At 69.0% G+C, this 24,475-nt stretch carries 18 protein-coding genes and 1 pseudogene; 13 read left to right on the top strand and 6 right to left on the bottom strand.

Going from position 1 to position 24,475, the window contains the following annotated elements; all coding sequences use genetic code 11:
* The first annotated feature begins 137 nt into the window (after positions 1-137).
* A complete protein-coding gene (locus tag AB0E91_RS03770) occupies positions 138-428 on the top strand; it encodes a DUF1330 domain-containing protein (RefSeq protein ID WP_361774611.1) in 291 nt (96 codons plus the stop codon).
* Between the two features lie 18 nt (positions 429-446).
* Here the strand turns inward: AB0E91_RS03770 and AB0E91_RS03765 are convergent, their stop codons facing one another.
* Complete coding sequence (locus AB0E91_RS03765) at positions 447-1,001, bottom strand: hypothetical protein (protein WP_361774608.1); 555 nt, start codon at positions 999-1,001, stop codon at positions 447-449.
* Positions 1,002-1,279: 278 nt separating this feature from the next.
* On the opposite strand from AB0E91_RS03765, the gene AB0E91_RS03760 reads away from it, so the two are divergent.
* The 4 genes from AB0E91_RS03760 (at position 1,280) to AB0E91_RS03745 (ending at position 4,054) form a co-directional block, all read left to right on the top strand.
* Positions 1,280-1,789, top strand: a complete 510-nt coding sequence (locus tag AB0E91_RS03760; RefSeq protein ID WP_361774605.1) for a sigma-70 family RNA polymerase sigma factor — start codon at positions 1,280-1,282, stop codon at positions 1,787-1,789.
* 2 nt (positions 1,790-1,791) lie between these two features.
* Positions 1,792-2,460 carry a hypothetical protein gene (locus AB0E91_RS03755; protein WP_361774602.1) on the top strand — a complete coding sequence of 223 codons (669 nt, stop codon included), beginning with the start codon at positions 1,792-1,794 and terminating at the stop codon, positions 2,458-2,460.
* 167 nt (positions 2,461-2,627) lie between these two features.
* Complete coding sequence (locus AB0E91_RS03750; protein ID WP_361774599.1) at positions 2,628-3,254, top strand: hypothetical protein; 627 nt, start codon at positions 2,628-2,630, stop codon at positions 3,252-3,254.
* 17 nt (positions 3,255-3,271) lie between these two features.
* Positions 3,272-4,054, top strand: coding sequence for a hypothetical protein (locus tag AB0E91_RS03745; RefSeq protein ID WP_361774596.1), 783 nt, complete (start codon positions 3,272-3,274; stop codon positions 4,052-4,054).
* A 156-nt stretch (positions 4,055-4,210) separates the two neighbouring features.
* Here the strand turns inward: AB0E91_RS03745 and AB0E91_RS03740 are convergent, their stop codons facing one another.
* From AB0E91_RS03740 to AB0E91_RS03730, 3 genes and pseudogenes are all read right to left on the bottom strand, one after another.
* Entirely contained in the window at positions 4,211-4,804 is a 594-nt protein-coding gene (locus AB0E91_RS03740; RefSeq protein WP_361774593.1) for a DinB family protein, read from the bottom strand.
* Positions 4,805-4,892: 88 nt separating this feature from the next.
* Positions 4,893-5,537: a hypothetical protein gene (locus AB0E91_RS03735; RefSeq protein WP_361774590.1), complete on the bottom strand. Its 645-nt coding sequence runs from the start codon at positions 5,535-5,537 to the stop codon at positions 4,893-4,895.
* A 16-nt stretch (positions 5,538-5,553) separates the two neighbouring features.
* A pseudogene (locus AB0E91_RS03730) lies at positions 5,554-5,934 on the bottom strand (DUF5959 family protein); the annotation flags it as partial.
* 104 nt (positions 5,935-6,038) lie between these two features.
* Here AB0E91_RS03730 and AB0E91_RS03725 point away from each other — a divergent pair.
* Positions 6,039-6,593 carry an SUKH-4 family immunity protein gene (locus tag AB0E91_RS03725; RefSeq protein WP_361774587.1) on the top strand — a complete coding sequence of 185 codons (555 nt, stop codon included), beginning with the start codon at positions 6,039-6,041 and terminating at the stop codon, positions 6,591-6,593.
* Positions 6,594-6,629: 36 nt separating this feature from the next.
* Here the strand turns inward: AB0E91_RS03725 and AB0E91_RS03720 are convergent, their stop codons facing one another.
* On the bottom strand, positions 6,630-6,992 hold the full coding sequence (locus AB0E91_RS03720; protein WP_361774584.1) for a hypothetical protein: 363 nt from the start codon (positions 6,990-6,992) through the stop codon (positions 6,630-6,632).
* A gap of 250 nt (positions 6,993-7,242) precedes the next feature.
* On the opposite strand from AB0E91_RS03720, the gene acnA reads away from it, so the two are divergent.
* Positions 7,243-9,960, top strand: a complete 2,718-nt coding sequence (gene acnA / locus AB0E91_RS03715; RefSeq protein ID WP_361774581.1) for an aconitate hydratase AcnA — start codon at positions 7,243-7,245, stop codon at positions 9,958-9,960.
* A gap of 866 nt (positions 9,961-10,826) precedes the next feature.
* Positions 10,827-14,096 (top strand): GH92 family glycosyl hydrolase, encoded by a 3,270-nt coding sequence (locus AB0E91_RS03710; protein ID WP_361774578.1) that lies wholly within the window; start codon positions 10,827-10,829, stop codon positions 14,094-14,096.
* 63 nt (positions 14,097-14,159) lie between these two features.
* On the opposite strand, the gene AB0E91_RS03705 is transcribed toward AB0E91_RS03710, so the two are convergent.
* Entirely contained in the window at positions 14,160-17,963 is a 3,804-nt protein-coding gene (locus AB0E91_RS03705) for a GH92 family glycosyl hydrolase (protein ID WP_361774575.1), read from the bottom strand.
* Positions 17,964-18,294: 331 nt separating this feature from the next.
* On the opposite strand from AB0E91_RS03705, the gene ngcE reads away from it, so the two are divergent.
* The 5 genes from ngcE (at position 18,295) to AB0E91_RS03680 (ending at position 24,301) form a co-directional block, all read left to right on the top strand.
* Positions 18,295-19,740, top strand: coding sequence for an N-acetylglucosamine/diacetylchitobiose ABC transporter substrate-binding protein (ngcE, locus tag AB0E91_RS03700; protein WP_361774572.1), 1,446 nt, complete (start codon positions 18,295-18,297; stop codon positions 19,738-19,740).
* Positions 19,741-19,793: 53 nt separating this feature from the next.
* Complete coding sequence (locus AB0E91_RS03695; protein ID WP_361774569.1) at positions 19,794-20,720, top strand: sugar ABC transporter permease; 927 nt, start codon at positions 19,794-19,796, stop codon at positions 20,718-20,720.
* A 5-nt stretch (positions 20,721-20,725) separates the two neighbouring features.
* Entirely contained in the window at positions 20,726-21,658 is a 933-nt protein-coding gene (locus AB0E91_RS03690) for a carbohydrate ABC transporter permease (RefSeq protein WP_361774566.1), read from the top strand.
* A gap of 197 nt (positions 21,659-21,855) precedes the next feature.
* On the top strand, positions 21,856-23,067 hold the full coding sequence (locus AB0E91_RS03685; RefSeq protein ID WP_361774563.1) for an ROK family transcriptional regulator: 1,212 nt from the start codon (positions 21,856-21,858) through the stop codon (positions 23,065-23,067).
* 133 nt (positions 23,068-23,200) lie between these two features.
* The gene (locus AB0E91_RS03680; protein ID WP_361775153.1) at positions 23,201-24,301 is read left to right on the top strand and encodes a substrate-binding domain-containing protein; all 1,101 of its coding nucleotides are present in this window, start codon (positions 23,201-23,203) and stop codon (positions 24,299-24,301) included.
* The last annotated feature ends 174 nt before the right edge of the window (positions 24,302-24,475 follow it).

The raw sequence follows: 24,475 nt of genomic DNA, 5'->3' as shown, positions 1-24,475 counted from the left end.
GAATCCGGTAAATCGGGCTATGTCGGGTTGTCTTGTGAAGCATCGGCGGGCGGCGCCGTCCATGGCGCCCTCTTCGATTGTCACCGGGGACGGCCGTCGCTCAAGTCGAGACACGGGTGCCAGTACAGTCCCCGTCCATGAGCGCCTATGTGATCGCGGACGTACAGCTGACCGGCGACGCCGGAGAACTGGCCGAGTACCGCGCGAAGGTCATCGCCACCCTGGAGCCGTACGGCGGGCGGTACCTCGCGCGCGGCGGCGACATCGACGTGGTCGAGGGCGACTGGGCGCCGGGGCAGATCGTCCTCGTGGAGTTCCCCGACGTCGACTCGGCCCGGGCCTGGAACGACTCGCCCGAGTACCAGGCCATCGCCCCGCTGCGGATACGGAACACGGACAGCAAGCGGCTCATCGTGCGGGGAATCTAGGGGGAACCAAGGGCCGGCTCACGGTGTGCGCCGGGCGCGCTCCTCGCGGCGCAGCTCGCGCCGTCGTTTCCCCGGCAGGGACCCGGCCAGCCGGCCCACCTCCGCCGCCGCGTGACCGCCGTCGGCATCCCCGCACCACCACACCACGGCCTCGGCGGTACGGACGTGCAGGCCCAGCTTGTGGTACGGGCACACCGGCCACACCTGCCAGGACATCTCCATCACCGTCTCCTGGGCGGCGTCGGCGACGCGTGCGAGGAGCCGCGCGGGATCGGTCGGCTCCGGTACGCCGGAGTCGTCCGTCGTGTCCTCGGGGTGCACGGCGTTGCCCTGCCAGCTGCCGTCCGGCAGCGCCACGTACAGCTGCTCGGGCTCGTCCGCCTCGCAGGCGGGCAGCAGCATCAGTACCAGCGGGGGGTGTTCGGGCAGCGTGGCCGCGAGGTCCCGGTTCACCGCCTCCAGCGCCTTCTCGAACCCCGGCCACGCTCCGGGCTCGGCGCGCCGCGGCTCGGGAGTGCGGAAGGCGCTCGCCGATGTGCCCTGGGGGAGCGGGTGGTACGAGAAGTGGCTCACCGGCGGATGGTCTCACCGCAGCCGGGCGGCGCGCGAGCGCCTTTTCGCCCCCAAGCCGCTTTTCGCCCCGGCCCGTCGTCGCCCCCCCGCGCCTCGCTCCGGCCCGTCGTCGCCTCCCCCCGCGCCTCGCTCCGGCCCGTCGTCGCCTCCCCCGCCTCGCCCCGGCCCGTCGTCGCACCCTCCGCGCCTCGCTCCGGCTGTCGCCGCCACCGCGTCCCGCCCGGGCCGAACGTTTCCGGGGGTGGCTCCGTCGTATGAGGAAGAAGAAGGGGAGTCTGATGTCCTACGAGCGTAGACATGCCCCTGGCGTGCCGCTGCTGGAGCCCTCGGACGTTGAACTGGTCCGCGCGATGCTGTCTCTCGGCGGAGTGCCCTGGGGGGAGCTGGAGGACGGCGTCCAGCAGGTGCGGGTCAAGCTGCTGGACGCGGGGGAAGAGATCCACAACCGGCAGGCATGGCTGTCGGTCGTGGCCTCCCGTGTCGCGGTCGACTGGCACCGGCGCCGGGCCCGCGACGAATCGCTGGGCGAACGGCTGGCCGCGCGCTGGACGGACCGGCCACCGCCGGATCAGACCGAGGACGCGCGGGTTCTGGCCCTGACCGTGGCCGAGGGGATGCAGAGCCTGCCGGCCGTGCAACGGCAGGTGCTCGCCCTGCGGTACTACGCCGACCTGCCCGTCCGGGAGATCGCGCAGCGTCTGCGCGTCCCCGAAGGAACGGTCAAGAGCAGACTGCACACCGCCGTGGCCGCGCTCGGCCGACGGCTGCGCGACATGGAGGTGATCTAGCCATGACCGACCCGGACGAGGACCTGGTACGCCGTGCCATCCGCGCGATCGGGGACGAGGCCGCACGCCCCGAACCCATCCCCACCCCCGCCCCCGAACCCATCCCCGCCCCCGAAGCCATCCCCACCCCCGCCCCCGAATTCGTGCCCGCACCGGTCCGCGACACCGGGACCGCCGGGCCGTGGTGGCGTACGCGCCGGACCGCCGTGGCCGTGTCGGTCGCCGCGGCGGCCTGCGTCGTCGCGGTGACGGCGACGCTGCTCACGTCCTCGGGCGGCGGCCGTCCGGCACCTCAGGACGGGCAGGGCCAGACGCTGCCCCAGTGGATCTCGTGCGCGACCACGATCGCCGTGGGTGATGTCGCGACCGTGCGCCCGACACCGTCCAAGGCGGGGCACATCACCGTCACGTTCCACGTCACGGAATGGATCAAGCCGGGGAAGGGTGAGCGGCAGGTCACGCTCGACGTCGTCGACCCGGCGAAGGCGGACGAGGAGAAGAAGGTGGAACCCGGGCAGCACGCCCTGATCGTCGTCCCCCGCCGCTACGACGAGGAGCTCGACATCTTCCGGGGCGCCGAGCTGAACGCGTACCGCGCCCGTGTCACAAGCCACCTGGCCGAGGCGGCCCACACCCCCTGCCCGGCCTTCTGGAGCCGGACTCGCCCCTGAGGGCCGGGACCTCTCGATATCCTCAACTCCCTTGCTGCACCGTGTAGTTGGGGGGACGATTGGGCGTCTCCGGTGCCTGTGAACGCTTGTGCGGGCACCGGGGTCGCGCGCTCGGCCGACCATCTGAGCGGCAATCGACCTGAGCAGGGGGAATCCTTTTGAGACAGGTGCCGATACGTCACAAGATCCACGTCCTGTGGGCGTTCGCCCTGGCCGCGGTGGGTGTGCTCGTCACCGCCGCCCCGAGTTCGGCGGAATCCGTCGACAACATCGTGCCCACCGCCAACTACTACGTCGGCTGTCTGGACGGCACCAACGGAACCATCTGCCAGACCGACAACGACTACCTCACCTACTACATGGACTCCGGCGGTTCGAACAAGCTGGAAGCGGACGACAAGGCGATCGTCCAGGACATGCTGTCCTCGCAGTACGGGCCCACCCATCTGTCGATCCACTACGACTCCTCGCCGAGCTGGTCCGGAAGCGCCGAGACGGACATCTACTACAGCGAGGCCGCCGTGCCCGGCAACGACGACGGCTTCACCTACTGCAATGACGACAGTCCGGGCAACTACAAGTGCGACCAGCAGTACATCCGCATCCAGCCCGGTGCCTACACCCCTGGACTGTCCTGCCACGAGACCGGACACGCCGTCGGCCTCACGCACGGTGACCTCGCCTATCCGCGCGTCGGCATGCAGGACAGCATCCTGGGCTGCATGAAGAAGTCCGTCGACTACGGACAGACCCTCGGCTCGAACAACAAGAACAACATCAACATCGTCTACTGACCGACGGGGGAATCGAGTTGAGACGATCCGCACGCATCACCACCCTGGCGGCCGGAACCGCCGCGGCGGCCGCGCTCGCCGTCACCGCCCTCGCCGTCGCGCACACGCCCACCGGGGCCGCCGCGCACGAGCAACGGCACACCGGAGTCGTCATCGCGCACGGCGCCGACCGGCACCCCTCCCAGACGGCGACCGACTGGGTCACGTACGCCGACCACGTCGTCGAGGTCACGCCGGTGGACGAGCGGGACATCCCGCCGAGCCAGGAGGAGATCGACCGCGGCGAGGGCGTCATCCTCCGAGGGGTCACCCTCCGCGTCGACAAGGTCCTGTGGACGCGTTCCGGGGCCGCCCAGGCCGCACCCTCGTCGTTCGACTGGACCGCCTACGGCTGGCAGTTCACCGACGGCGACGTCCACAACCGTACCGAGATGGCGGGGGAGGGCCAGCCGCGCATCGAGACGGGCCACCATTACGTGATGGCCCTCGAATGGCAGGCTCCCCGGTGCGTCCCGGGCGACGGCGAGCTGCCCGGCCAGTGGCGTGGGCTCGGCTCCGAGTCGATCATCCCGTACGACAACGGGGTCCTCGGCGAGGGCGAGTTCCAGGGACGGCCAGTCCTGCTGAAGGCCGCCCGCGCGGCCGCACTCGACCCGGGCGATCCGGACTACAGCCTGCGTGACGAGTTCACCGGACACACCGCCGCCGAACTGGCCGACCGCCTGACCGGCACTCCGCCCGGCCAGAAGACACAGCGGAGCCTGCGGCAGGCGGACGCGCCCGCGGAGGAGTGTTCCTGAGGTCCTGAAGTTTCTGAGGTCCTGAAGTTCTGAGGATGTTCTTGGGTGGTCGGGCCAAGGGTCTGAGCCCGTAGGCCTTTGGGCCGACCGCCCGACCGCCCGACCGCCGGACCACGCACCAGGCGACGGCGAGACGGTCCGATCTCACGCCCTGCGTCACGCGTTCCGCCCGGCCTCCCGAGCCGCCCGCTCCAGCCCGTTCCGGTACGTCTCCCACCACTCCCCGTCGCCCGGCGGGATGCTGGTGTTGCCCTGGTTCATTCCGACGGCGCCGTCCATGAGTTCCCGGAGGATGTCGGCGTGTCCGGCGTGGCGGTGCGTGTCGGCCGTCACGCGTATGACGGCGTGATGCAACGTCACGTCGTCCTTTCCGTCCGGCCACCACGGGACCCTGCCGACCGTGTCCAGCGGCAGCGCGTCGATCGTGGCGTCGGCGTGCGCCCACGCCCTGCGGTAGAGGTCCACGATGTACGCGCGTGACTCGTCGGCGGTGGCCCACATGTCCGCGTTGGGCTCCGCGTCGTCGTCGAGCCAGGGCAGTGGTTCGCCGGACGGTCGTCCGAAGGTGTCGCCGAGATAGCCCAGCTCCACACCGGCCGCGTGCTTCACCAAGCCCAGGAGGTTGGTGCCGGTCGGCGTGAACGGGCGGCGGATGTCGTACTCCGCGAGGCCGTCGAGCTTCCAGAGGAGGGCATCGCGGGCGGCCTGGAGGTAGAAGCGCAGGTCGTCCTTGGGGTCTGAGACGGTCATGGGGTCAGTCTGCCGGTGCCGTCGCAGGCGGTACGGATGTTTTCCGGCGCCCTTCCCATGCGTGGCGTGGCCCGGCCCCGGCCCCGGCTCAGACGAGTGCGATGGCCGCCCCCGTGGCGATGGAGAGCTTCGCGGCCCGGATCAGCTGGAGGCAGACGTACGACTCGACGCCGTACCGCTGCCACCCTTCCTCGGCCGGTTCCTCGGCGTCCGACGCCTCGAAGACCTCCTCGGAGTCCGGATCGAGGTCCTCGGGCAGCCCGAGGGCCGCGGCGATCCGGCGAGTCTCCGCCAGCAGCCGCACCGACGAGCCGAGCGCTCCGCCCGGTGCGCCGGTGATGACCCGGGCGAAGTCGACCGGGACGTAGTACCCCTCGTGGTCCGCGTGATGGACCAGGTGCTCGAACGGCTCGGGCCGCTCCCCGGGGAGCCCTTCGTACACCTTCCTCAGCAGCGGATCGCCACTCGCCCGCCGTGACTCGTTCGCCGGCAAGGGCTCGGGGAGCCGGCCGTGCGCCGCGAGATGCACGGCGAGACGCCGAACGGCGTGCAGCCCCGAGTACCCCCACATCTCGAACTCCGCGTCCTCGACGTCGACCCGCCCGGGCTCGGCCCACGGCCCCACCCCGGCGCGGTCGAGCAACTCCCCGATCGCGGCGAAGTCGGCGCGGACCATCTCGACATACTCGTCCTCGGCGCGGTCGGGGACTCCGACGACCATGTGCAGACCCATGGGGGGATCCTGTCACTCAGCGCGCCAACGGGAACCGGTCCCTGATCTCCCCGAGCAGCTGACGGTGGCGCTCGATCCAGTCGGGCTCTACCGCGACGGGGACGGTGACATGGATCTGCGAGCCGGTGACGTCGTGGACGCTTATTTCCGTGCACCCGCTTTCGGACCCCTCCGGAGGAGCGATCCTCACGCGAGGAGACCGCCCACTCTCGAGCCAGGTCGCCGACTGCCCGGCCGCGAGAGCCTCCAGAACCTCGCTCCAGCTGTCGAGGTCGTAGGCGTTGATGTACAACTCGACGCGCCCGTTCACGAATTCGCTGCTCACCAGAATCTCGGAGTGGAGGGCGTCGTAGTCGCCCGATTCCGAGAAGCGAATGTGCACCAGGATCCGCTGGTCTCCTCGAGAGAGATCAAACGTCGCTGCGGCGAGGGGATTTCCATCAGGAGGAGGGGGCGGCTCGGTAGGGTCGGGGTCGGCAGCCGACTGTGGGGGATCGTTCGATGGCGACGTACGACCAGCTGACCGAGTGGGCCGGTCCTGGGCATGTAGTGCGAGCCGAACGGCGCGTGGTGGGCGGCTGGCGGATCCCGGACTTCATGAAGGCGCGGCTCGTCGAGGTGGGCATTCCGGTGACTCCGCGTCTCATCGAGCGTGTGGTGATGCAGAGCGAGGCCGATCCGGTCCTGCTCACGGACCGTGGCCCGCTCTATCTCCTCACCACGGACGACGATGGGGCGGCGGAGCGGGCGTCGTTCGGCGTCGAGCCGGAGACAGGGGCGGTCTACTTCGTCATGCCGGGCGGAGCGGCACGGTTCGCCAACTCGGGCGTCGGGGTATGGCTCGAAACCCTTCACTGTTACGGCGCCCGCGTCACCGCATCAGAGCTTCTCGGCGAGCCGGAGGGCCCCGAGGAGCACTTCTCCGAAGAGGAGGAAGAGCGTGCCTTCGCCGAGCTGGAGAGGCTGGCCGAAAAGCTGAAGGAGATCGACCCCGCGGCCTTCGACGGCTACGAGGGGTTGCTCTGGCCGGCGCTTCTGGACCGCTGGCTCTACTGACCTCGGCCCGGCGGCAGAGGGCCGGTCCCTCTCGGATCAGCCGGTCTCCGACGGCTCCGCCCTCCCCAGCACCTCCGCCAGCGGCGCCCCCGTCCGGGCCGCGATCACGCGGCGGGCGCGTAGCTGGGCGCGGGTGCGGGGGCGGAACTTGGGGGCGCGGCCGCAGCCGCAGGGTTCGAAGCCCTCGTAGCGGAGGCCGGCGTTCAGGACGACCGCGACGACCGACCATGCCTTGCGGTCGCTGCGGCGAGGTGCGGCGAAGTCGTGGCCCGCGCACAGCAGGGGACCGGTGCAGCGGGGGCAGGTGTGTCCCGCGTTACGGGGGTGCCGTTTGAAGCTGATCCGGCACGACACGCACGCGTAGTGCAGCTTGTAGTGGACGAAGGCGTAGGTGCACACGGACCGACCGTACCGGCGGCGCCACCCCGCCCGGGACGGGCCGGTGCCTCTCAGCGCGCTCACCCGAGCCCGGGCATGACCATCCAGCCCCCATGTACTAGAGTTATCTCGACATCGAGATATCTGCCGAGGCGCACCGCAGCAGCCGTACCGGTAAGGGTTACCTAACTTAGCCTTACCTTAGCGGATTGGCCAGACCGGCGTGGCGGCAGGATGCGGTGGAACGCGCACATCAATGAAGGAGACTGTCGTGTCGGCGAACAGCTTCGACGCCCGTAGCACGCTGCAGGTGGGCGACGAGTCGTACGAGATCTTCCGGCTGGACAAGGTCGAGGGCTCGGCCCGCCTGCCGTACAGCCTGAAGGTCCTGCTGGAGAACCTGCTCCGCACGGAGGACGGCGCGAACATCACCGCCGACCACATCCGCGCCCTCGGCGGCTGGGACTCGCAGGCTCAGCCCAGCCAGGAGATCCAGTTCACGCCGGCCCGCGTGATCATGCAGGACTTCACCGGCGTTCCCTGTGTCGTCGACCTCGCCACCATGCGTGAGGCCGTCGCGGCGCTCGGCGGCGACCCGGCGAAGATCAACCCGCTCTCCCCGGCCGAGATGGTCATCGACCACTCCGTCATCGCCGACAAGTTCGGCACCAACGACGCGTTCAAGCAGAACGTCGACCTGGAGTACGGCCGCAACAAGGAGCGCTACCAGTTCCTGCGCTGGGGCCAGACCGCGTTCGACGACTTCAAGGTCGTCCCGCCGGGCACCGGCATCGTCCACCAGGTGAACATCGAGCACCTGGCCCGCGTCGTCATGGTCCGTGACGGCAAGGCGTACCCCGACACCCTGGTCGGCACCGACTCGCACACCACCATGGTCAACGGCCTCGGCGTGCTCGGCTGGGGCGTCGGCGGCATCGAGGCCGAGGCCGCCATGCTCGGCCAGCCGGTCTCCATGCTGATCCCGCGCGTCGTCGGCTTCAAGCTCACCGGTGAGCTCACGCCCGGCACCACCGCGACCGACCTCGTGCTGACCATCACCGAGATGCTGCGCAAGCACGGTGTCGTCGGCAAGTTCGTCGAGTTCTACGGCGAGGGTGTGGCCGCCACCTCCCTGGCCAACCGCGCCACCATCGGCAACATGTCGCCGGAGTTCGGCTCCACCGCCGCGATCTTCCCCGTAGACGACGAGACCCTGAACTACCTGCGCCTGACCGGCCGTTCGGACCAGCAGGTCGCGCTCGTCGAGGCGTACGCCAAGGAGCAGGGCCTCTGGCTGGACCCGAAGGCCGAGCCCGACTTCTCCGAGAAGCTCGAGCTGGACCTCTCCACGGTCGTCCCCTCCATCGCCGGCCCGAAGCGCCCGCAGGACCGCATCGTCCTGGCGAACGCCGCCGAGCAGTTCAAGTCGGACGTCCTCAACTACGTGGACGTCGTGGACGAGGCGGGCAAGGAGTCCTTCCCGGCCTCCGACTCCCCGGCCGTCGCCCCCAACGGCACCCCGTCGAACCCGGTCACCGTGACCGCCCCCGACGGCACCACCTACGAGCTGGACCACGGTGCGGTGACGGTCGCGGCCATCACCTCCTGCACCAACACCTCCAACCCGTACGTCATGGTCGCCGCGGCGCTCGTCGCCAAGAAGGCCGTGGAGAAGGGCCTGACCCGCAAGCCGTGGGTCAAGACCACCCTCGCCCCGGGCTCGAAGGTCGTCACCGACTACTTCGAGAAGGCGGGCCTGACGCCGTACCTCGACAAGGTCGGCTTCAACCTGGTCGGCTACGGCTGCACCACCTGCATCGGCAACTCCGGCCCGCTGCCGGAGGAGGTCTCCAAGGCCGTCAACGACCACGACCTCGCCGTCGTCTCGGTGCTCTCCGGCAACCGCAACTTCGAGGGCCGGATCAACCCCGACGTCAAGATGAACTACCTGGCCTCCCCGCCGCTGGTGGTCGCGTACGCCCTCGCGGGCTCCATGAAGGTGGACATCACCAAGGACGCCCTGGGCATCGACCAGGACGGCAACCCGGTCTTCCTCAAGGACATCTGGCCCTCCGAGGCCGAGGTCAACGAGGTCGTCGCGAACGCCATCGGCGAGGACATGTTCGCCAAGTCCTACGAGGACGTCTTCGCGGGCGACGCCCAGTGGCAGGCCCTGCCGATCCCGACCGGCAACACCTTCGAGTGGGACGCGGAGTCGACCTACGTCCGCAAGCCCCCGTACTTCGAGGGCATGACGATGGAGACCACTCCGGTCTCGGACATCACCGGTGCCCGCGTGCTCGCCAAGCTGGGCGACTCGGTCACCACCGACCACATCTCCCCGGCCGGCGCGATCAAGGCCGACACCCCGGCGGGCAAGTACCTCACCGAGCACGGTGTGGAGCGTCGTGACTTCAACTCCTACGGCTCGCGCCGTGGCAACCACGAGGTCATGATCCGCGGCACCTTCGCCAACATCCGCCTGCGCAACCAGATCGCGCCGGGCACCGAGGGCGGCTACACCCGCGACTTCACCGTCGAGGGCGCGCCGGTCTCCTTCATCTACGACGCCTCGCGCAACTACATCGACCAGGGCATCCCGCTGGTCGTGCTCGCGGGCAAGGAGTACGGCTCCGGCTCGTCCCGCGACTGGGCCGCCAAGGGCACCGCGCTCCTCGGCGTCAAGGCCGTCATCGCCGAGTCCTACGAGCGCATCCACCGCTCGAACCTCATCGGCATGGGCGTGCTCCCGCTCCAGTTCCCGGAGGGCGCCACCGCGGCCTCCCTCGGCCTGACCGGCGAGGAGACCTTCTCCTTCACCGGCGTCGAGGAGCTGAACAACGGCACCACCCCGCGCACGGTCAAGGTCACCACCGACACGGGCGTGGAGTTCGACGCGGTCGTCCGCATCGACACCCCCGGTGAGGCCGACTACTACCGCAACGGCGGCATCATGCAGTACGTGCTGCGCAACCTGATCGGCAAGTAGCCTTTCCGGTAACGCGGTTGAAGGGCCGCACCCCCTCGGGGGTGCGGCCCTTCGTCGTACGCGGAGCGCGCCCGGCGCGGACTGAGTAGCCGTACTCAGGCGACCCCCGCGACCGGAGCGGCAGGATGGGCGCATGACACAGTCGCACCCCGCCTCCCCGTTGCGACGGACATGGCCTGGTCCCCCCCCAGGGGAGCAGCGGGAGGTCGACACCATCGCGATCGAATGCTTGCCCAGTGCTCCACCCTTCAGGGTGGAGGTGTAGAGCATCCCGTCCACAGCGCCCCGAAGAGCCGCAGCGATACGGCTAGAATTGAGCTGCCGATCAACGGAGTTGTCCGGCCTACCGCCGGGCGGGCGGGAAGTCAGGCCTGCGGAGGCCACGTAAGACCGACCCTTACCGGTCGGCAGAGGCCTGTGAAACAGGAACCCAAGGTGGTACCGCGCAGCGGTACGGACCGGAATCTCCTGCCTTCGGGTAGGTGAGGGCGTCAAAGCGGCAGCGGCACCTGTGAGTGACCCCCGCCCGGGCATCGCTCTGGGCGGACCCGGTGGAGAACGGTCCACCGGGTCCGCGAGCCGGGTGGGCGAGGGGGTGGTGCCCGTCCGGATGGTGCTGGCCTTGCGGGGGTGCGGCGGCTTGTGGGGAGAGGCGGGGGCCTCGCCGGGGTGGGGCGGCGACAACGTTGTCTAGTGGTTCCGTACATGACTTTACCGTCCCAACGGACAACGATGTCAACCCAGTTGAGAGAACCAGGCCGACCGGTACGGGCGCTCTTCCATGGGGCGGGTGGCGCACGTTACTGTCCCTGCGGCTTGTGCGACCCGTGGGGCGCGACCCGTCCGCAAGGAGGAAGGGCCGCGTCATGCGATTCCGTCCGATGTCCCTGCTGCTCGCCGCCGCGCTCGCGGTCGGCGGCGGTGCCACCCCCGCCCTCGCGGCGACCCACGCACCACCGGCTCTCGTCAACGACCCGACGCCGTACGTCGATCCGCTGATCGGCACCAGCAACGGCGGCGACACCTTCCCCGGTGCCGTCGTGCCCTTCGGCATGTTCTCCTGGAGCCCGGAGAACACCAGAGGCGACGCCACCCGTACCGCCGCGCCCGGCGGTTACCACTACGACGCCACCCGGGTCAGAGGCTTCAGCCTGACCCACATGTCCGGCACCGGCTGCGCGGGCGGCAGCGGCGACATCCCGTTCTTCCCGTACGCGGGCGAGGTCACCTCCTCGCCGGCGAGCGACACCAAGGACGCCGTCTACGCCTCGGACTTCAAGCACACCGACGAGACCGCCGAGCCCGGCCACTACAAGCTCGGCCTCGCCTCCGGCGTCACCGCCGACCTCACCGCCACCGCGCGCACCGGCGCGGCCCGGTTCACCTACCCCGCCGACAAGCCCGCCTCGCTGCTGGTGCGCACCGCCAACTCCGAGGTGGGGTCGGCGGATTCGACGGTCAGCATCGACCCCGGCAGCCGGACGGTCTCCGGCTCCGTCACCTCCGGGAACTTCTGCGGCTACCTCGACCCCGAGGGCCAACGCTCCTACTACACCCTCTACTTCACCGCCCACTTCGACCGCGCCTTCAAGGCCACCGGCACCTGGCAGGACGACAAGCTCACCCCCGGCTCCACCAGCGCCTCCGGCGGCACCGGCGGCTTCTCCCACGGCGGCCGCCCCGTCGCGGGCAAGGGCGCCGGAGGGTACGTCGAGTTCGCGCCCGGCGACGGCCCGGTGAACGTCAAGGTCGGCATCTCCTACGTCAGCAAGGACGCCGCCGAGGCCAACCTCCGCGCGGAGAACGGCAGTCACCGCTCCTTCGACGCCGTACGCGACGCGGCCCGCGCGGCCTGGCGCGAGCGACTCGGCGCCGTCAGGGTCGGCGGCGGCACCGACGACGAGCGCACCACCTTCTACACCGCGCTCTACCACGCCCTGCTGCACCCCAACGTCATCAGCGACGCCGACGGCCGCTACCGGGGCAGCGACGACAAGGTCCACCGCACCGCACGCGGCCACCGCGCCCAGTACGGCACCTTCTCCGGCTGGGACGTCTACCGCGACCAGGTCCAGCTGCTCACCCTGCTCGACCCGCGCACCGGCTCCGACGTCGCCCAGTCGCTCTACGAACTCAGCAAGCAGAACGGCGGGATCTGGGACCGCTGGCTGCACGGCGCGGGCGGCACCCACGTCATGAACGGCGACCCCGCACCCACCGCCCTGGCCGGCATCCACGCCTTCGGCGGCACCGACTTCGACCTCAGGGGCGCCCTGAAGTCGCTCGTCAAGGCGGCCACCGTGCCCACCGAGCAGGACCTGTCCGCCTCCGGCAAGCCCATCCTCTCGGTAGGTCAGCGCCCCTCCCTCGACAAGTACCTGAAGCTGCACTACATGCCCAGCGTCTCCAACGCCTGGGGCGGCGCCGCCGAGACCCTGGAGATGTCGACGGCCGACTTCTCCCTCTCCCAACTCGCCACGGCGGCAGGTCAGAAGAGCACCGCCGAGACCTTCGCGGGCCGCGCCCAGTGGTGGCAGAACAACTTCAACATCGCCGCCGACTCCACCGGCGGCTACATCGCCAACCGCAAGGCCGACGGCAGCTGGGTCACCGGCTTCACCCCGGACACCGGCAACGGCTTCGTGGAGGGCTCGGCCGCCCAGTACACCTGGATGGTCCAGCACAACCCGGCGGGGCTGTTCGCGGCGCTCGGCGGTACCGACAAGGCCCTTGCCCGACTCGACGACTTCTTCCACACCGCCGACGGCAAGTGGGCCCTCACCGGCAACGGCGGCGCCAAGTCCGAGCTGGACAACGAGCCCTCGATCAACGTGCCGTACCTCTACGACTACGCGGGCGCCCCGTACAAGGCGCAGGAGACCGTCCGCGCCGCGATGCGGCAGCTCTGGGCGCCCACGCCCGGCGGCATCCCCGGAAACGACGACCTCGGCGCGATGTCGGCCTGGTACGTCTTCTCCGCGATGGGCATGTACCCCCAGGTCCCCTCGCGGGCCGAACTCGTCCTCGCCTCCCCGCTGTTCGAGCGCATCGAGATCGCCCGTCCGCACGGCAACGACATCTCCGTACGCGCCACGGGAGCGGCGGCCGACGCGCCGTACGTCCAGTCCCTGAAGGTCAACGGCCGCTCCAGTGACCGTCCTTGGCTCCCGGCCTCCTTCGTCCGGGACGGCGGACGGCTCGACTACACCCTCGGCACCACCGCCAACCGGGCCTGGGGCGCGCACAATCCGCCGCCGTCCTTCCGGCAGGGCGAGCAGCCCTACCAGATCGGCGTCGGCCCCACCACGGCCACGCTGGCACCCGGCGACAGCGCGAAGATCGGCATCCGCGCCCTGTCCCTGAGCGGCGGCACCGGACCCGAGGTGCGCTACCGGGTCGAGACCCCGGCCGGGGTCACGGCCACGCCCGCCGAGGGCACGGTCACCGGCGGCGCCCAGGAGATCACCCTGACCGCCGCGAACGACGCCGAGCAGGGCTTCTACACCGCCAAGGTCACCGTGACCTCCGGCGACACCTCCTACGAGCAGCCCGTGGCCCTCACGGTCGCCGCCCCCGGCACCCTGCTCGCCGCCTACGACAACACCGGCGTCTCCGACGACGAGGGCGACCACGACGAGGCCGACTACGACGGCGGCGGCTGGTCCTACTCCCGCCAGGCCCTCACGGCGGCCGGACTCACCGCGGGCGAGCAGTACGCCACCAACGGCCTCGCCTTCACCTGGCCGGACTCGCCCGCGGGCCGCCCGGACAACGCCACCGGCGCCGGACAGACCATCCGACTGAAGGGCAGCACCACCAAGTTCGCCTTCATCGGCAGTGCCGTCAACGGCAACCAGCAGGCCAAGGCCACCGTCACCTACACCGACGGCAGCACCGGAACCGCCGACCTCGCCTTCACCGACTGGACCGTCGGCGGCGGAGGCGGCACCATCCAGTACGGCAACGAGGTCGTCGCCAGGGCCGCGTACCGCAATGTCGCGGGCACCGACAAGGATCCGGTCGCCACCTACGTCTTCGCCACCAAGCCGTTCACGGCGCCGGAGGGCAGGACGGTGAAGAGCGTCACGCTTCCCGCCGACGCCGATCTGCACGTGTTCACCATCGCCACCAACTGATCTGCCCCGCACACCGGAAGGGGCGGGCCCACAAGGACCCGCCCCTCCGTCATTCCCGGTGCGTCAGCCCAGCAACTCCACCTCCGCCAGAGTGGATTCGCCGTCCAGCACCAGCCGGTACTTCGTGTACGAACCCGGTGCCGCGACACTGAACGCCCGTGTCTGCCGGTCCCACGCGAAGGACTCGCCCGACCGCTTGTCCAGCGTCGTCCAGGTGGTGCCGTCCGTGGACCCCTGGAGCGTCCAGCCGGTCGGCGCCTTGGTGTGGTCCGCCGGTGAAGTCAGCGTGTACTGAACGCCCTTGGCGGCCGCGCTCACTGGCAGGTCCACCGAGGTGACCATCGCGCTCGTCGCCGAGGTGTTGTCGAACAGGGCGCCGTCACCCTTCAGCAGGTCCGCACGCGGGGTCGGCACCTTGTCGTCCTGGGTGATGGAGACCGGCGCCGCGTCCTTGCCCGTGCCCCACGACGAGGGCCTGTCGCCCATCGAGAACTCCAGCACCCCGCCCTTGGACAGCAGCGAGTGGGGGAGCGAAGTGGAGTTCCAGGCACGGCCGTTGAAGCGCACGCCCTGGACGTAGATGTTGCGGGCGCTGTTCTTCGGGGCCTTGACCACCAGGTCGTGCCCGTTCTCCAGGTGGACGGTGACCTTCTTGAACAGCGGGGAACCGATGGAGTATTCACCGCTGCCCATGACCAGCGGGTAGAAGCCGAGCGAGGAGAAGAGGAACCAGGCCGACTGCTCGCCGTTGTCCTCGTCGCCGTGGTAGCCCTGCCCGATCTCGCTGCCCGTGTACAGCCGGGACAGTGCCTGGCGCACGTTCGCCTGCGCCTTCCAGGGCTCGCCGGCCGCGTCGTACATGTAGATCACATGGTGGGCGACCTGGTTGGAGTGGCCGTACATGCCCATCCGCACGTCCCGCGCCTCGGTCATCTCGTGGATGACACCGCCGTAGGAGCCGACGAACTCCGGGGAGGCCGTCTCCGGGGTGGCGAAGTAGGTGTCCAGCTTGTCGCCGAGGGCCTTGCGGCCGCCGTAGAGGTTGGCCAGGCCCCGGCTGTCCTGCGGGGCGGTGAAGGCGTAGCCCCAGCCGTTGGTCTCCGTGTAGTCGTAACCCCACACGCGCGCGTCGTACTTGGCGGAGTCCACGCGCCAGGCGCCCTTGGTGTTCCTGCCCTGGAAGAAGCCGGCCTGGGAGTCGAAGAGGTTCACATAGTCGCGGGCCCGGTTGAGGAAGTACGCGGACTCCTCCTTGTACCGCTTCTCGCCCGTCTTCTTGTAGAGGGCCTCTCCCATCTTGGCGATTCCGTAGTCGTTGACGTAGCCCTCCATGGCCCAGGAGAAGCCCTCGCCGGTGTCGGTGCTGGTGTAGCCGAGGAAGGGCGAGGTGGCCATGCCCTTGCGGCCGACGCCCGAACTCGGCGGCACCACGGTCGCGTTCTTCACGGCCGCGTCGTACGCCGCCTTGGCGTCGAAGTTCACGCCCTTGACGTAGGCGTCGGCGAAGGCCACGTCCGAGGAGGTGCCGGTCATGAGGTCGGCGTAGCCGGGGGAGGACCAGCGGGAGGTCCAGCCGCCGTCCTTGTACTGCTGCACGAACCCGTCGACCATCTCACCGGCCTGACCGGGCGTCAGGAGTGAGTAGGCGGGCCAGGTCGTCCGATAGGTGTCCCAGAAGCCGTTGTTGACGTACACCTTGCCGTCCACGATCTTGGCGCCGGTGTGCGTCGGGGTGTCCTGGTTCGGCATCGGGGAGAACGGCGAGGCGTACTGGTACTTCGAACCCACCTTCTCGAAGCCGGAGTTGGGGTAGAGGTACAGCCGGTACATGCTGGAGTACAGCGTGGTCAGCTGGTCCGGGGTTGCGCCCTCCACCTCGACCTTGCCGAAGAGCTTGTCCCAGGTGTGCTGGGCGCGCGCCTTCACGGTGTTGAAGGAGGTGCCGTCCGGGATCTCCTGGCGCAGGTTGTCCTTCGCCTGGTCGACGCTGATCAGCGAGGTCGCCAGGCGCAGCGTCACGGTGCGGTCGGAGCCCGCGTCGAACCGCAGATAGCCCTTGACCCCGCTGGAGGAGCCCTCCGTCACGGGCTTGTCGAAGGTGCCGTACACGAACAGCCGCGTCGCGCCCGTGGACAGCCCCGACTTGACGTCGGAGTAGCCGGTGACGATCCCGTGTTCCTTGTCCAGGGTGAGTCCGGCCTGCTCGGTGACGTTGTCGAAGAGCACGCTCGCGTCGTCGCCCGGGTAGGTGAAGCGGAGCGCGGCCGCGTGGTCGGTCGGGGTCATCTCGGCCTTGAGGCCGTTCTGGAACGTCACGCCGTAGTAGTACGGCCGCGCGGTCTCGTTCTCGTGCCGGAAGGCCAGCTCGCGCGCGTCACGGCCGGTGTCCGGGGTGCCCTTCGCGGCCGACGGCATCAGCTGGAAGGTCTGCCGGTCGCCCATCCACGGGCTCGGCTCGTGGCTCGCGCTGAACGCCTGGATGGTGGGCAGGTTGTCGTCGTTGTTGGCCCGCGCGTACTCGTAGAGCCAGCTCAGCGAGGACGCGTTGGTCACCGGGGTCCAGAAGTTGAACCCGTGCGGCAGCGCGGTCGCGGGGAAGTTGTTGCCGCGCGAGAAGCTGCCGCTGGAGTTGGTGCCGCGCGTGGTCAGCGCGTAGTCCGACAGATGCGCCTTGGGCCGCTCGGGGGCCGCCTTGGCGAGCGCCACGTCGTCGATCCAGCCCCGGAACTTGGCCGGACCCTTGGGGGAGTCGTAGGCGAGGAGAATCCGGTCGACGGTCTTGCCCGCCGCGACCGAACCGATCCGCGAGGCCACGTTGTTCCACTGGTTGACGTAGAGCACCTTGGCGTCGCCCTGACCGCGCGGGGTCAGCGGGAAGCCGTGCTGGTCGCTCGCGCCGAGGCCGCTCAGATAGGTGCCGTCGGTGAAGGCCAGGTCCACGGAGACGTTGGTGGCGTCGTAGTCCCGGTCGCCGTCGGCCATCGACGGGAAGATCCGGTACGACAGCTGGGTGTCGCGGCCCACCTTCACATCGACGTCGAAGACCTTGTTGTACGAGTAGGCGCGGCCGTCGGCGGTGTGCCGTCCCGCGTAGCGCAGCGCGCGCTTGCCGGTGAAGCCCGCGCCCGCCTTGGCCGTGGGCGAGCCGCTGGGGCCGCGGTCGACCAGCGAGAGCATGTCGTGCGGGACCGGCCCTTCACTGCCGCCGGTGGAGAACTGCACGTCGGCGAGTTGCAGGGCGTCGGTCGCGCCGTTGTTCTTCGTCACCTCCAGACGGAAGTGCTGGTACTCCGCCGGGGCGGCGAGGTCGTAGGACTTGGTCTGGAAGCGCTCGGGGAAGGACTCGCCGGTGCGCGAGTCGACCTGCGTCCAGTCCTTGCCGTCGGCGGAGCCGAGGAGCTTCCAGTCCTTGGGGTCGCGCTCGGCGTGGTCGTTGGCCGAGGTGAGCGCGTAGGTCACGAGCCTGACCGGTTTGGCGAGGTCGAACTCGACCCAGCCGGTGGGCTGGAAGGTCAGCCATTTGGTGCTCGGGTCGACGTCGGTCAGGTTCTCCTTGACCTCGCCCGCGCCCGTGTTCTCGCCGTTGGCGCGCAGGTCGGTGACCTGGTCGGTGACATTGCCCGGGATGCCGTTGCTGAAGCCGCCGTCCACCCCCGAGGAGCGCTTCGCGCCGTCCGGCCCGGTGTCGACGGTACTGAGCCAGTCGGGCGCCGGATCACCTGCCTCGAACGACGAGGCGAACTCCGATGCCGTGGCCCTGGGTTGGGCGGGCAGGGCGGTCGCCGCCCCTTGCGCTCCCACGGCCATGACAAAGGCGGCCGTGAGGACGACCGCCGGAGTCCATCTGTACCGAGTTCTCCGCTGCATCTACGGATTCCCCTCCTGCGCTCACTTCGGACAACGTTGTCAACTTGCTGCGCAAGAACCAGTAGGTGGTCAAGTGGCCCACGATGTCAAGGGTGTTGGGTGTGGCATTCGGGGGGCTATCGCGCGAATTCGCCGCAGGAGCCCGGACGCGCCGCACCGATATTTCCGGCAGGTCTCAACTCGGAAAAGTCCCGAGGTCGCGTTGTGCTCGATCTTGCCCAGTTGGCGGGAAGTGGACTATACCTATCGGCGTTTCCTGCACGAACCAGCACTACCCGACGCGGTGCCGGGGGGAGATCCGGTTCACCGCCTGAGTGGCGAGGACTTGAGCATGGGATCACTTCCGCACCACGGTGGAGAGGGCGTCGGCCGGCGCGATCTGATCAAGCGTTCGGCGGCGATCGGCCTGATCGCGGCCCCGGGAATGGGACTGCTGTCGGCCTGCGCGAGCAGTGGCGGCGACGGGCAGGGCAAGGCGAAGGCGGGCGAGAAGACCGCGAAGAACCCGCTCGGTGTCAACAAGACCGCGGGGATGGAATTCGTCCTCTTCGACGGCGGTTTCGGCAAGGAGTACGCCGAGGACGCGGTGAAGATCTACGAGAAGGACTTCCCCGGCGCCAAGGTGAAGTTCTCCGCCACCCAGAAGATCCAGTCCACGCTCCAGCCCCGGTTCAACCAGGGCAACCCGCCGGACCTCATCGACAACTCCGGCGCCGAGCAGATGGACATGGGCGTCCTGGTCGGCAAGAAGCAGCTCGCGGACCTCACTCCACTGCTGGACGCGCCGTCGTACGACGACCCCTCGAAGAAGGTCCGCGACACCCTGCGGCCCGGCATCGTGGAGATGGGCCAGTTCGACGGCGACCCGGTCTGGATCATGTACTACGCCTACACGGTGTACGGCGTCTGGTACTCGCAGAAGGCGCTGGACTCGCTCGACGAGAAGTACCCCGAGACCTGGGACGAGATGCTCAAGGTCTGCGCCAAGGCCAAGAAGAAGGGCATGGCGGGCTGGACCTACGCGGGCAAGTACCCGTACTACATCCCCTTCTCGCTCTACCCGATGATCGGCAAGGTCGGCGGCGTCGAGGTCCTGAACGCCATCGACAACCTGGAGCCGAACGCCTGGAAGCACCCGGCGGTCAAGGCGTGTTTCGAGGCCTACTACGAGCTGTACAAGAAGGGGTACATCCTGCGCGGCACCCCGGGTCTCGACCACATCCAGTCGCAGACCGCGTGGGCCAAGGGCGAGGCGCTGTTCATCCCCAACGGCTCCTGGGTGGAGAACGAGTCGGCGAACGTCATCCCGGCCGACTTCGACCTCGCGGTGTCGGCGCCGACCGGCATCGACGGCTCGGACAAGATGCCCTTCGGCACCATCTGGGCCTCCGGCGGCGAACCCTTCGTCGTACCCGCCAAGGCGGCCAACGCGGCAGGGGGCATGGAGCAGTTGCGCATCATGCTGTCCGAGGCGTCCTCGAAGAGCTTCACCGCCAAGGTGAAGTCGCTGACCGCGTTCAACGGCGGCACCGACGGCATCACCCTCACGCCCGGCCTCAAGTCCGGTGTGGCGGCCCTGCAGAAGGCCGGTACGAACGTGGTGAACCCGCGTATCCCCGACTGGTACGTGCAGTTGGAGAAGGAGAAGATCGGCGTCTCCGGGCTCGGCGAGATGATGGCCGGCCGGATCACCCCCGCCGAGGCGATCAAGCGCATCCAGGGTTATGCCGACGAGGCCGCCAAGGACACGTCGATCAAGCATTACAAGCACCAGTAACGCGGCTTCTCTCACCAGCGGCGGCATCTGACCGGAGAACGGGGTCGGCAGCAATGCAGCACGGCAAGTACCGCTTCATCGTGGGGTTTCTGGCGCTCCCGCTCGGGCTCTACGCGCTCTTCGTCGTCTGGCCGTTCATCCAGTCCATCTACTACACGTTCACGGACTGGACCGGACTGAGCCCGGAATTCACGACGGTCGGTTTCGACAACTATCAGCGGATGCTGCACGACGACATCTTCTGGAAGTCGTTGTGGCACAGTCTGCTGTTCGCGCTGGTGCTGCCGCTGGTGACGCTCGGCATGGCGCTGTTCTTCGCCTTCATGATCAATGTGGGCGGGCGGCGCCGCAGAGGGGGGCCGGCGATCTCCGGGGTCCGGGGATCGGGGTTCTACAAGATCGTCTATTTCTTTCCCCAGGTGCTGTCGATCGCCATCGTGGCCCTGCTGTTCACCTTCGCCTACAACCCCGACACGGGGATGATCAATTCATTCCTGCGGGACATCGGACTCGGCAGTATCCAGCCGCTGTGGCTGGGCGATCCGTCCCTCGCGCTGTGGTGCGTGATGGCGGTGCTCGTGTGGTCCACGACCGGCTTCTTCGTGGTGCTCTTCTCGGCGGGCATGGCCTCGATCCCGGTCGAGCTGTACGAGGCGGCGCTCCTGGACGGCGCGAGCCGTTTCGCCACGTTCTTCCGCGTCACCCTGCCGCTGCTGTGGGACACCGTGCAGTCCGGCTGGGTCTACATGGGCATCCTCGCGCTCGGCGCCGAGTCGTTCGCGGTCGTCCAGATCATGACGACCGGCCCCGGCGGCCCCGACTACTCGACCACGGTGCTGGTCCTGTACGTGTACCAGAAGGCGTTCCGGGACGGTCAGGCCGCCTACGCCACCACCATCGGCGTCGCCCTCCTCGTCGTCACCCTCGCGTTCGCCGCGATCGTGATGCGGCTGGGCCGCCGCGAGCGGCTGGAGTACTGAAAGCGATGAAGACGACCGAGCCTCCTGCCCCGCTGCCGGCCGAACGCGGCCCGGCCATCGCCAAGTCGGACACGCGCGGGGCACGGCCCGGGCCCGGTCGCCGCGGGGAGCGCGAGGGCGCCGTCCTCAACGTCTTCTCCCACGGCGTGCTGGTGATCTGGGCGATCATGGTGGTGCTGCCGCTGGCGTGGGCGGTGATGACGTCCTTCAAGGACGACAACTCGATCCTCACCTCGCCCTGGTCGCTGCCGGACCGGCTGCACTTCGACAACTGGTCGCGGGCCTGGACCGGGGCCAACATGAGCGACTACTTCTTCAACACCGTTCTGGTGGTGGGTGGTTCGCTCATCGGCACGATGATCCTGGGCTCGATGGCGGCCTATGTGCTGGCCCGCTTCGACTTCCCCGGCAACAGGTTCGTCTACTACCTGTTCGTCGGCGGCATGAGCTTCCCGGTGATGCTCGCGCTGGTCCCGCTGTTCTACGTCGTGAACAACATGGGCCTGCTGAACACGATCCACGGGCTGATCCTGGTCTACATCGCCTACTCGCTGCCGTTCACGGTGTTCTTCCTGACGGCGTTCTTCCGTACGCTGCCGACCTCGGTCGCGGAGGCGGCCTTCGTCGACGGCGCCTCGCACAGCCGGACCTTCTTCCAGATCATGCTGCCGATGGCGAAGCCCGGTCTGATCAGCGTCGCGATCTTCAACTTCCTCGGTCAGTGGAACCAGTACATGCTCCCGACGGTCCTGAACACCGACCCGGACAAGAAGGTGCTCACCCAGGGGCTCGTGCAGCTCGCGGTCAGCCAGGGCTACAAGGGCGACTGGTCCGGACTGTTCGCCGGGCTGGTCATGGCGATGCTGCCGGTCCTCGCCGCGTACATCGTCTTCCAGCGGCAGGTCGTCTCCGGACTGACTGCGGGAGCGCTCAAGTAGGATCACACACGGTGTGGACTCGATCACTCACCTGAAGTCGTAGCTTCTGACGACGATTTCCGTCAAGGACTTGACTGCGGGAACCCCTACGGCACAGCTTGGAGTTCATAACTTGTAAGTGGCCCGGTTCCGCAGATGTGACCTGGGCCACGGGCGGCGATGGGGCCGCCCGGCCGATGGCGGGAGTGAATGGGTCGATGGAGACTCCGGGGTCGCAGTCGTCGCTGCACCGAGCCAACCTGGAAAGAGTCGTGCGGGCGGTGCGACTCGCCGGGTCGCTCACGCAGGCCGAGATCGCCCGCACGACCGGTCTGTCCGCCGCGACGGTCTCCAACATCGTGCGGGAGCTGAAGGATCACGGGACCGTGGAGGTCACGCCCACGTCGGCCGGTGGCCGGCGGGCCCGCAGCGTGTCGCTGAGCGGGGACGCGGGCATAGTGATCGGCATCGACTTCGGGCACACGCACCTGCGCGTCGCGATCGGCAACCTCGCGCACCAGGTGCTGGCCGAGGAGTCCGAGCCGCTGGACGTGGACGCCTCCTCCGCGCAGGGCTTCGACCGTGCCGAGGAGCTGGTCGACCGGTTGATCGCGGCGACCGGGGTGGACCGGTCCAAGATTGCCGGGGTGGGCCTCGGCGTGCCGGGGCCGATCGACGTGGAGTCGGGCAAGATCGGTTCGACCTCGATCCTGCCGGGCTGGGGCGGCACCAAACCCGCCGACGAGCTGCGAGAACGCCTCGGCGTGCCGGTGCACGTGGACAACGACGCCAACCTCGGGGCCCTCGGCGAACTGGTCTGGGGCAGCGGCAAGGGCGTGCGCGACCTGGCCTACATCAAGGTCGCCAGCGGGGTCGGGGCCGGCCTGGTGATCAACGGCACGATCTACCGGGGCCCGGGGGGCACCGCGGGTGAGATCGGGCACATCACGATCGACGAGTCGGGCCCGGTGTGCCGCTGCGGCAACCGCGGCTGCCTGGAGACCTTCACCGCCGCGCGGTACGTCCTGCCGCTGCTCCAGCCGAGCCACGGCAGCGCGCTCACCATGGAGGGCGTCGTACGCCTCGCGCGGGACGGGGACCCCGGCTGCCGCCGGGTGATCGCCGACGTGGGGCGCCATGTGGGCAGCGGTGTGGCCAATCTGTGCAACCTGCTGAACCCCAGCCGGGTCGTCCTGGGCGGCGATCTGGCCGAGGCCGGCGAACTGGTCCTCGGGCCCATCCGGGAGGCCGTGGGACGCTATGCGATTCCCAGTGCGAGCCGTCAACTGTCTATTCTTCCAGGGGCACTTGGGGGTCGAGCCGAGGTGCTCGGCGCCCTCGCCCTCGCGCTCAGCGAAATGGGCGATTCGACCCTTCTGGACGGTTCTGCGACAGCCGCCCTGCCTGTCGTCGCGCCTGCGTTCACTTAAACAACGATTGGCACCGTTGCCATCTCGTTAAGAATTTACTTCTTGACGCCGAACGCGTGGCCGAGTTGACTTCCAGCCACCTCGGCCGCAACGACGCGGCCTCGTCAGGGAGGTTTCTGAAGTGAACACGCGTATGCGTCGTGCGGCCTTCGCCGTTGCTGCTGGTGCCATGGCCGTCTCGCTCGCCGCTTGTGGCAGCGCCAAGGAATCCGGTGGCGGTGCCGCCAAGTCCGCGGACAGCAAGAAGAAGGGCGACGCGATCACGGTCGGTCTGCTCCTCCCGGAGAACCAGACCGCGCGCTACGAGAAGTTCGACCGTCCGCTGATCGAGAAGAAGGTCTCGGAGCTGACGAACGGCAAGGGCAAGGTCGTCTACGCCAACGCCAAGCAGGACGCGACGCTGCAGAGCCAGCAGGTCGACACCATGATCACCAACAAGGTGGACGTCCTTGTCGTCGACGCGGTGGACGCCGCGGCCATCAAGAACTCGGTCCAGAAGGCCCACGACGCGGGCATCCCCGTGGTGGCCTACGACCGCCTGGCGCAGGGCCCGATCGACGCCTACACGTCGTTCGACAACGTGACCGTCGGCAAGACCCAGGGCGAGGCGCTGCTCAAGGCGCTCGGCGCCAAGGCCAAGTCCGGCAAGATCGTCATGATGAACGGCTCCTCCACCGACCCCAACGCCGCGCAGTTCAAGGCGGGCGCCCACCAGGTGCTCGACGGCAAGGTCAACGTCGGCAAGGAGTACGACACCAAGGAGTGGAAGCCGGAGAACGCCAACTCCAACATGGAGGGCGCCATCTCCGCTCTGGGCAAGAAGAACATCATCGGCGTCTACTCCGCCAACGACGGCATGGCCGGCGGTATCATCACCGCCCTCAAGCAGGCCGGCATCAACGTCCCGGTCACCGGCCAGGACGCGGAGCTCGCGGGTGTGCAGCGCATCGTCGCCGGTGAGCAGTTCATGAGCGTCTACAAGCCGTACGCCCCGGAGGCCGCCGCCGCCGCCGAGATGGCCGTGTCCCTCGCCCAGGGCAAGTCGCTGGACTCCGTCGCCAAGGACAAGGTCGACAGCCCCACCACGAAGGGCGTCCCCTCGGTCCTCGTCGCCGTCACCTCGCTGACGAAGGACAACATCAAGGACACCGTCATCAAGGACGGCGTCTACACCCTGGCCGACATCTGCACGGCCCAGTACAAGGCCGCCTGCGACAAGGCCGGCCTGAAGTAAGCGCCGCCGCCCCGCACGGGGGCCGGACTCCACCGCGAGTCCCGCCCCCGGCCGGGCCGCAGGCCGCACCAGGCTCCTCCGGTGCCCCGCGCATCACACAGCCCCGCAAGCTCGTCGCGGGGCGCCGGAAGGAATTCCCCCAAACTTCTGCACAACCTCCCGCCGGGTCAGGCG

This window comes from Streptomyces sp. NPDC026659 (assembly GCF_040638245.1).
GTDB lineage: Bacteria > Actinomycetota > Actinomycetes > Streptomycetales > Streptomycetaceae > Streptomyces.
Note: the sequence above shows the minus strand (reverse complement) of the source record. Positions and strands in the feature narration are given on the sequence as shown.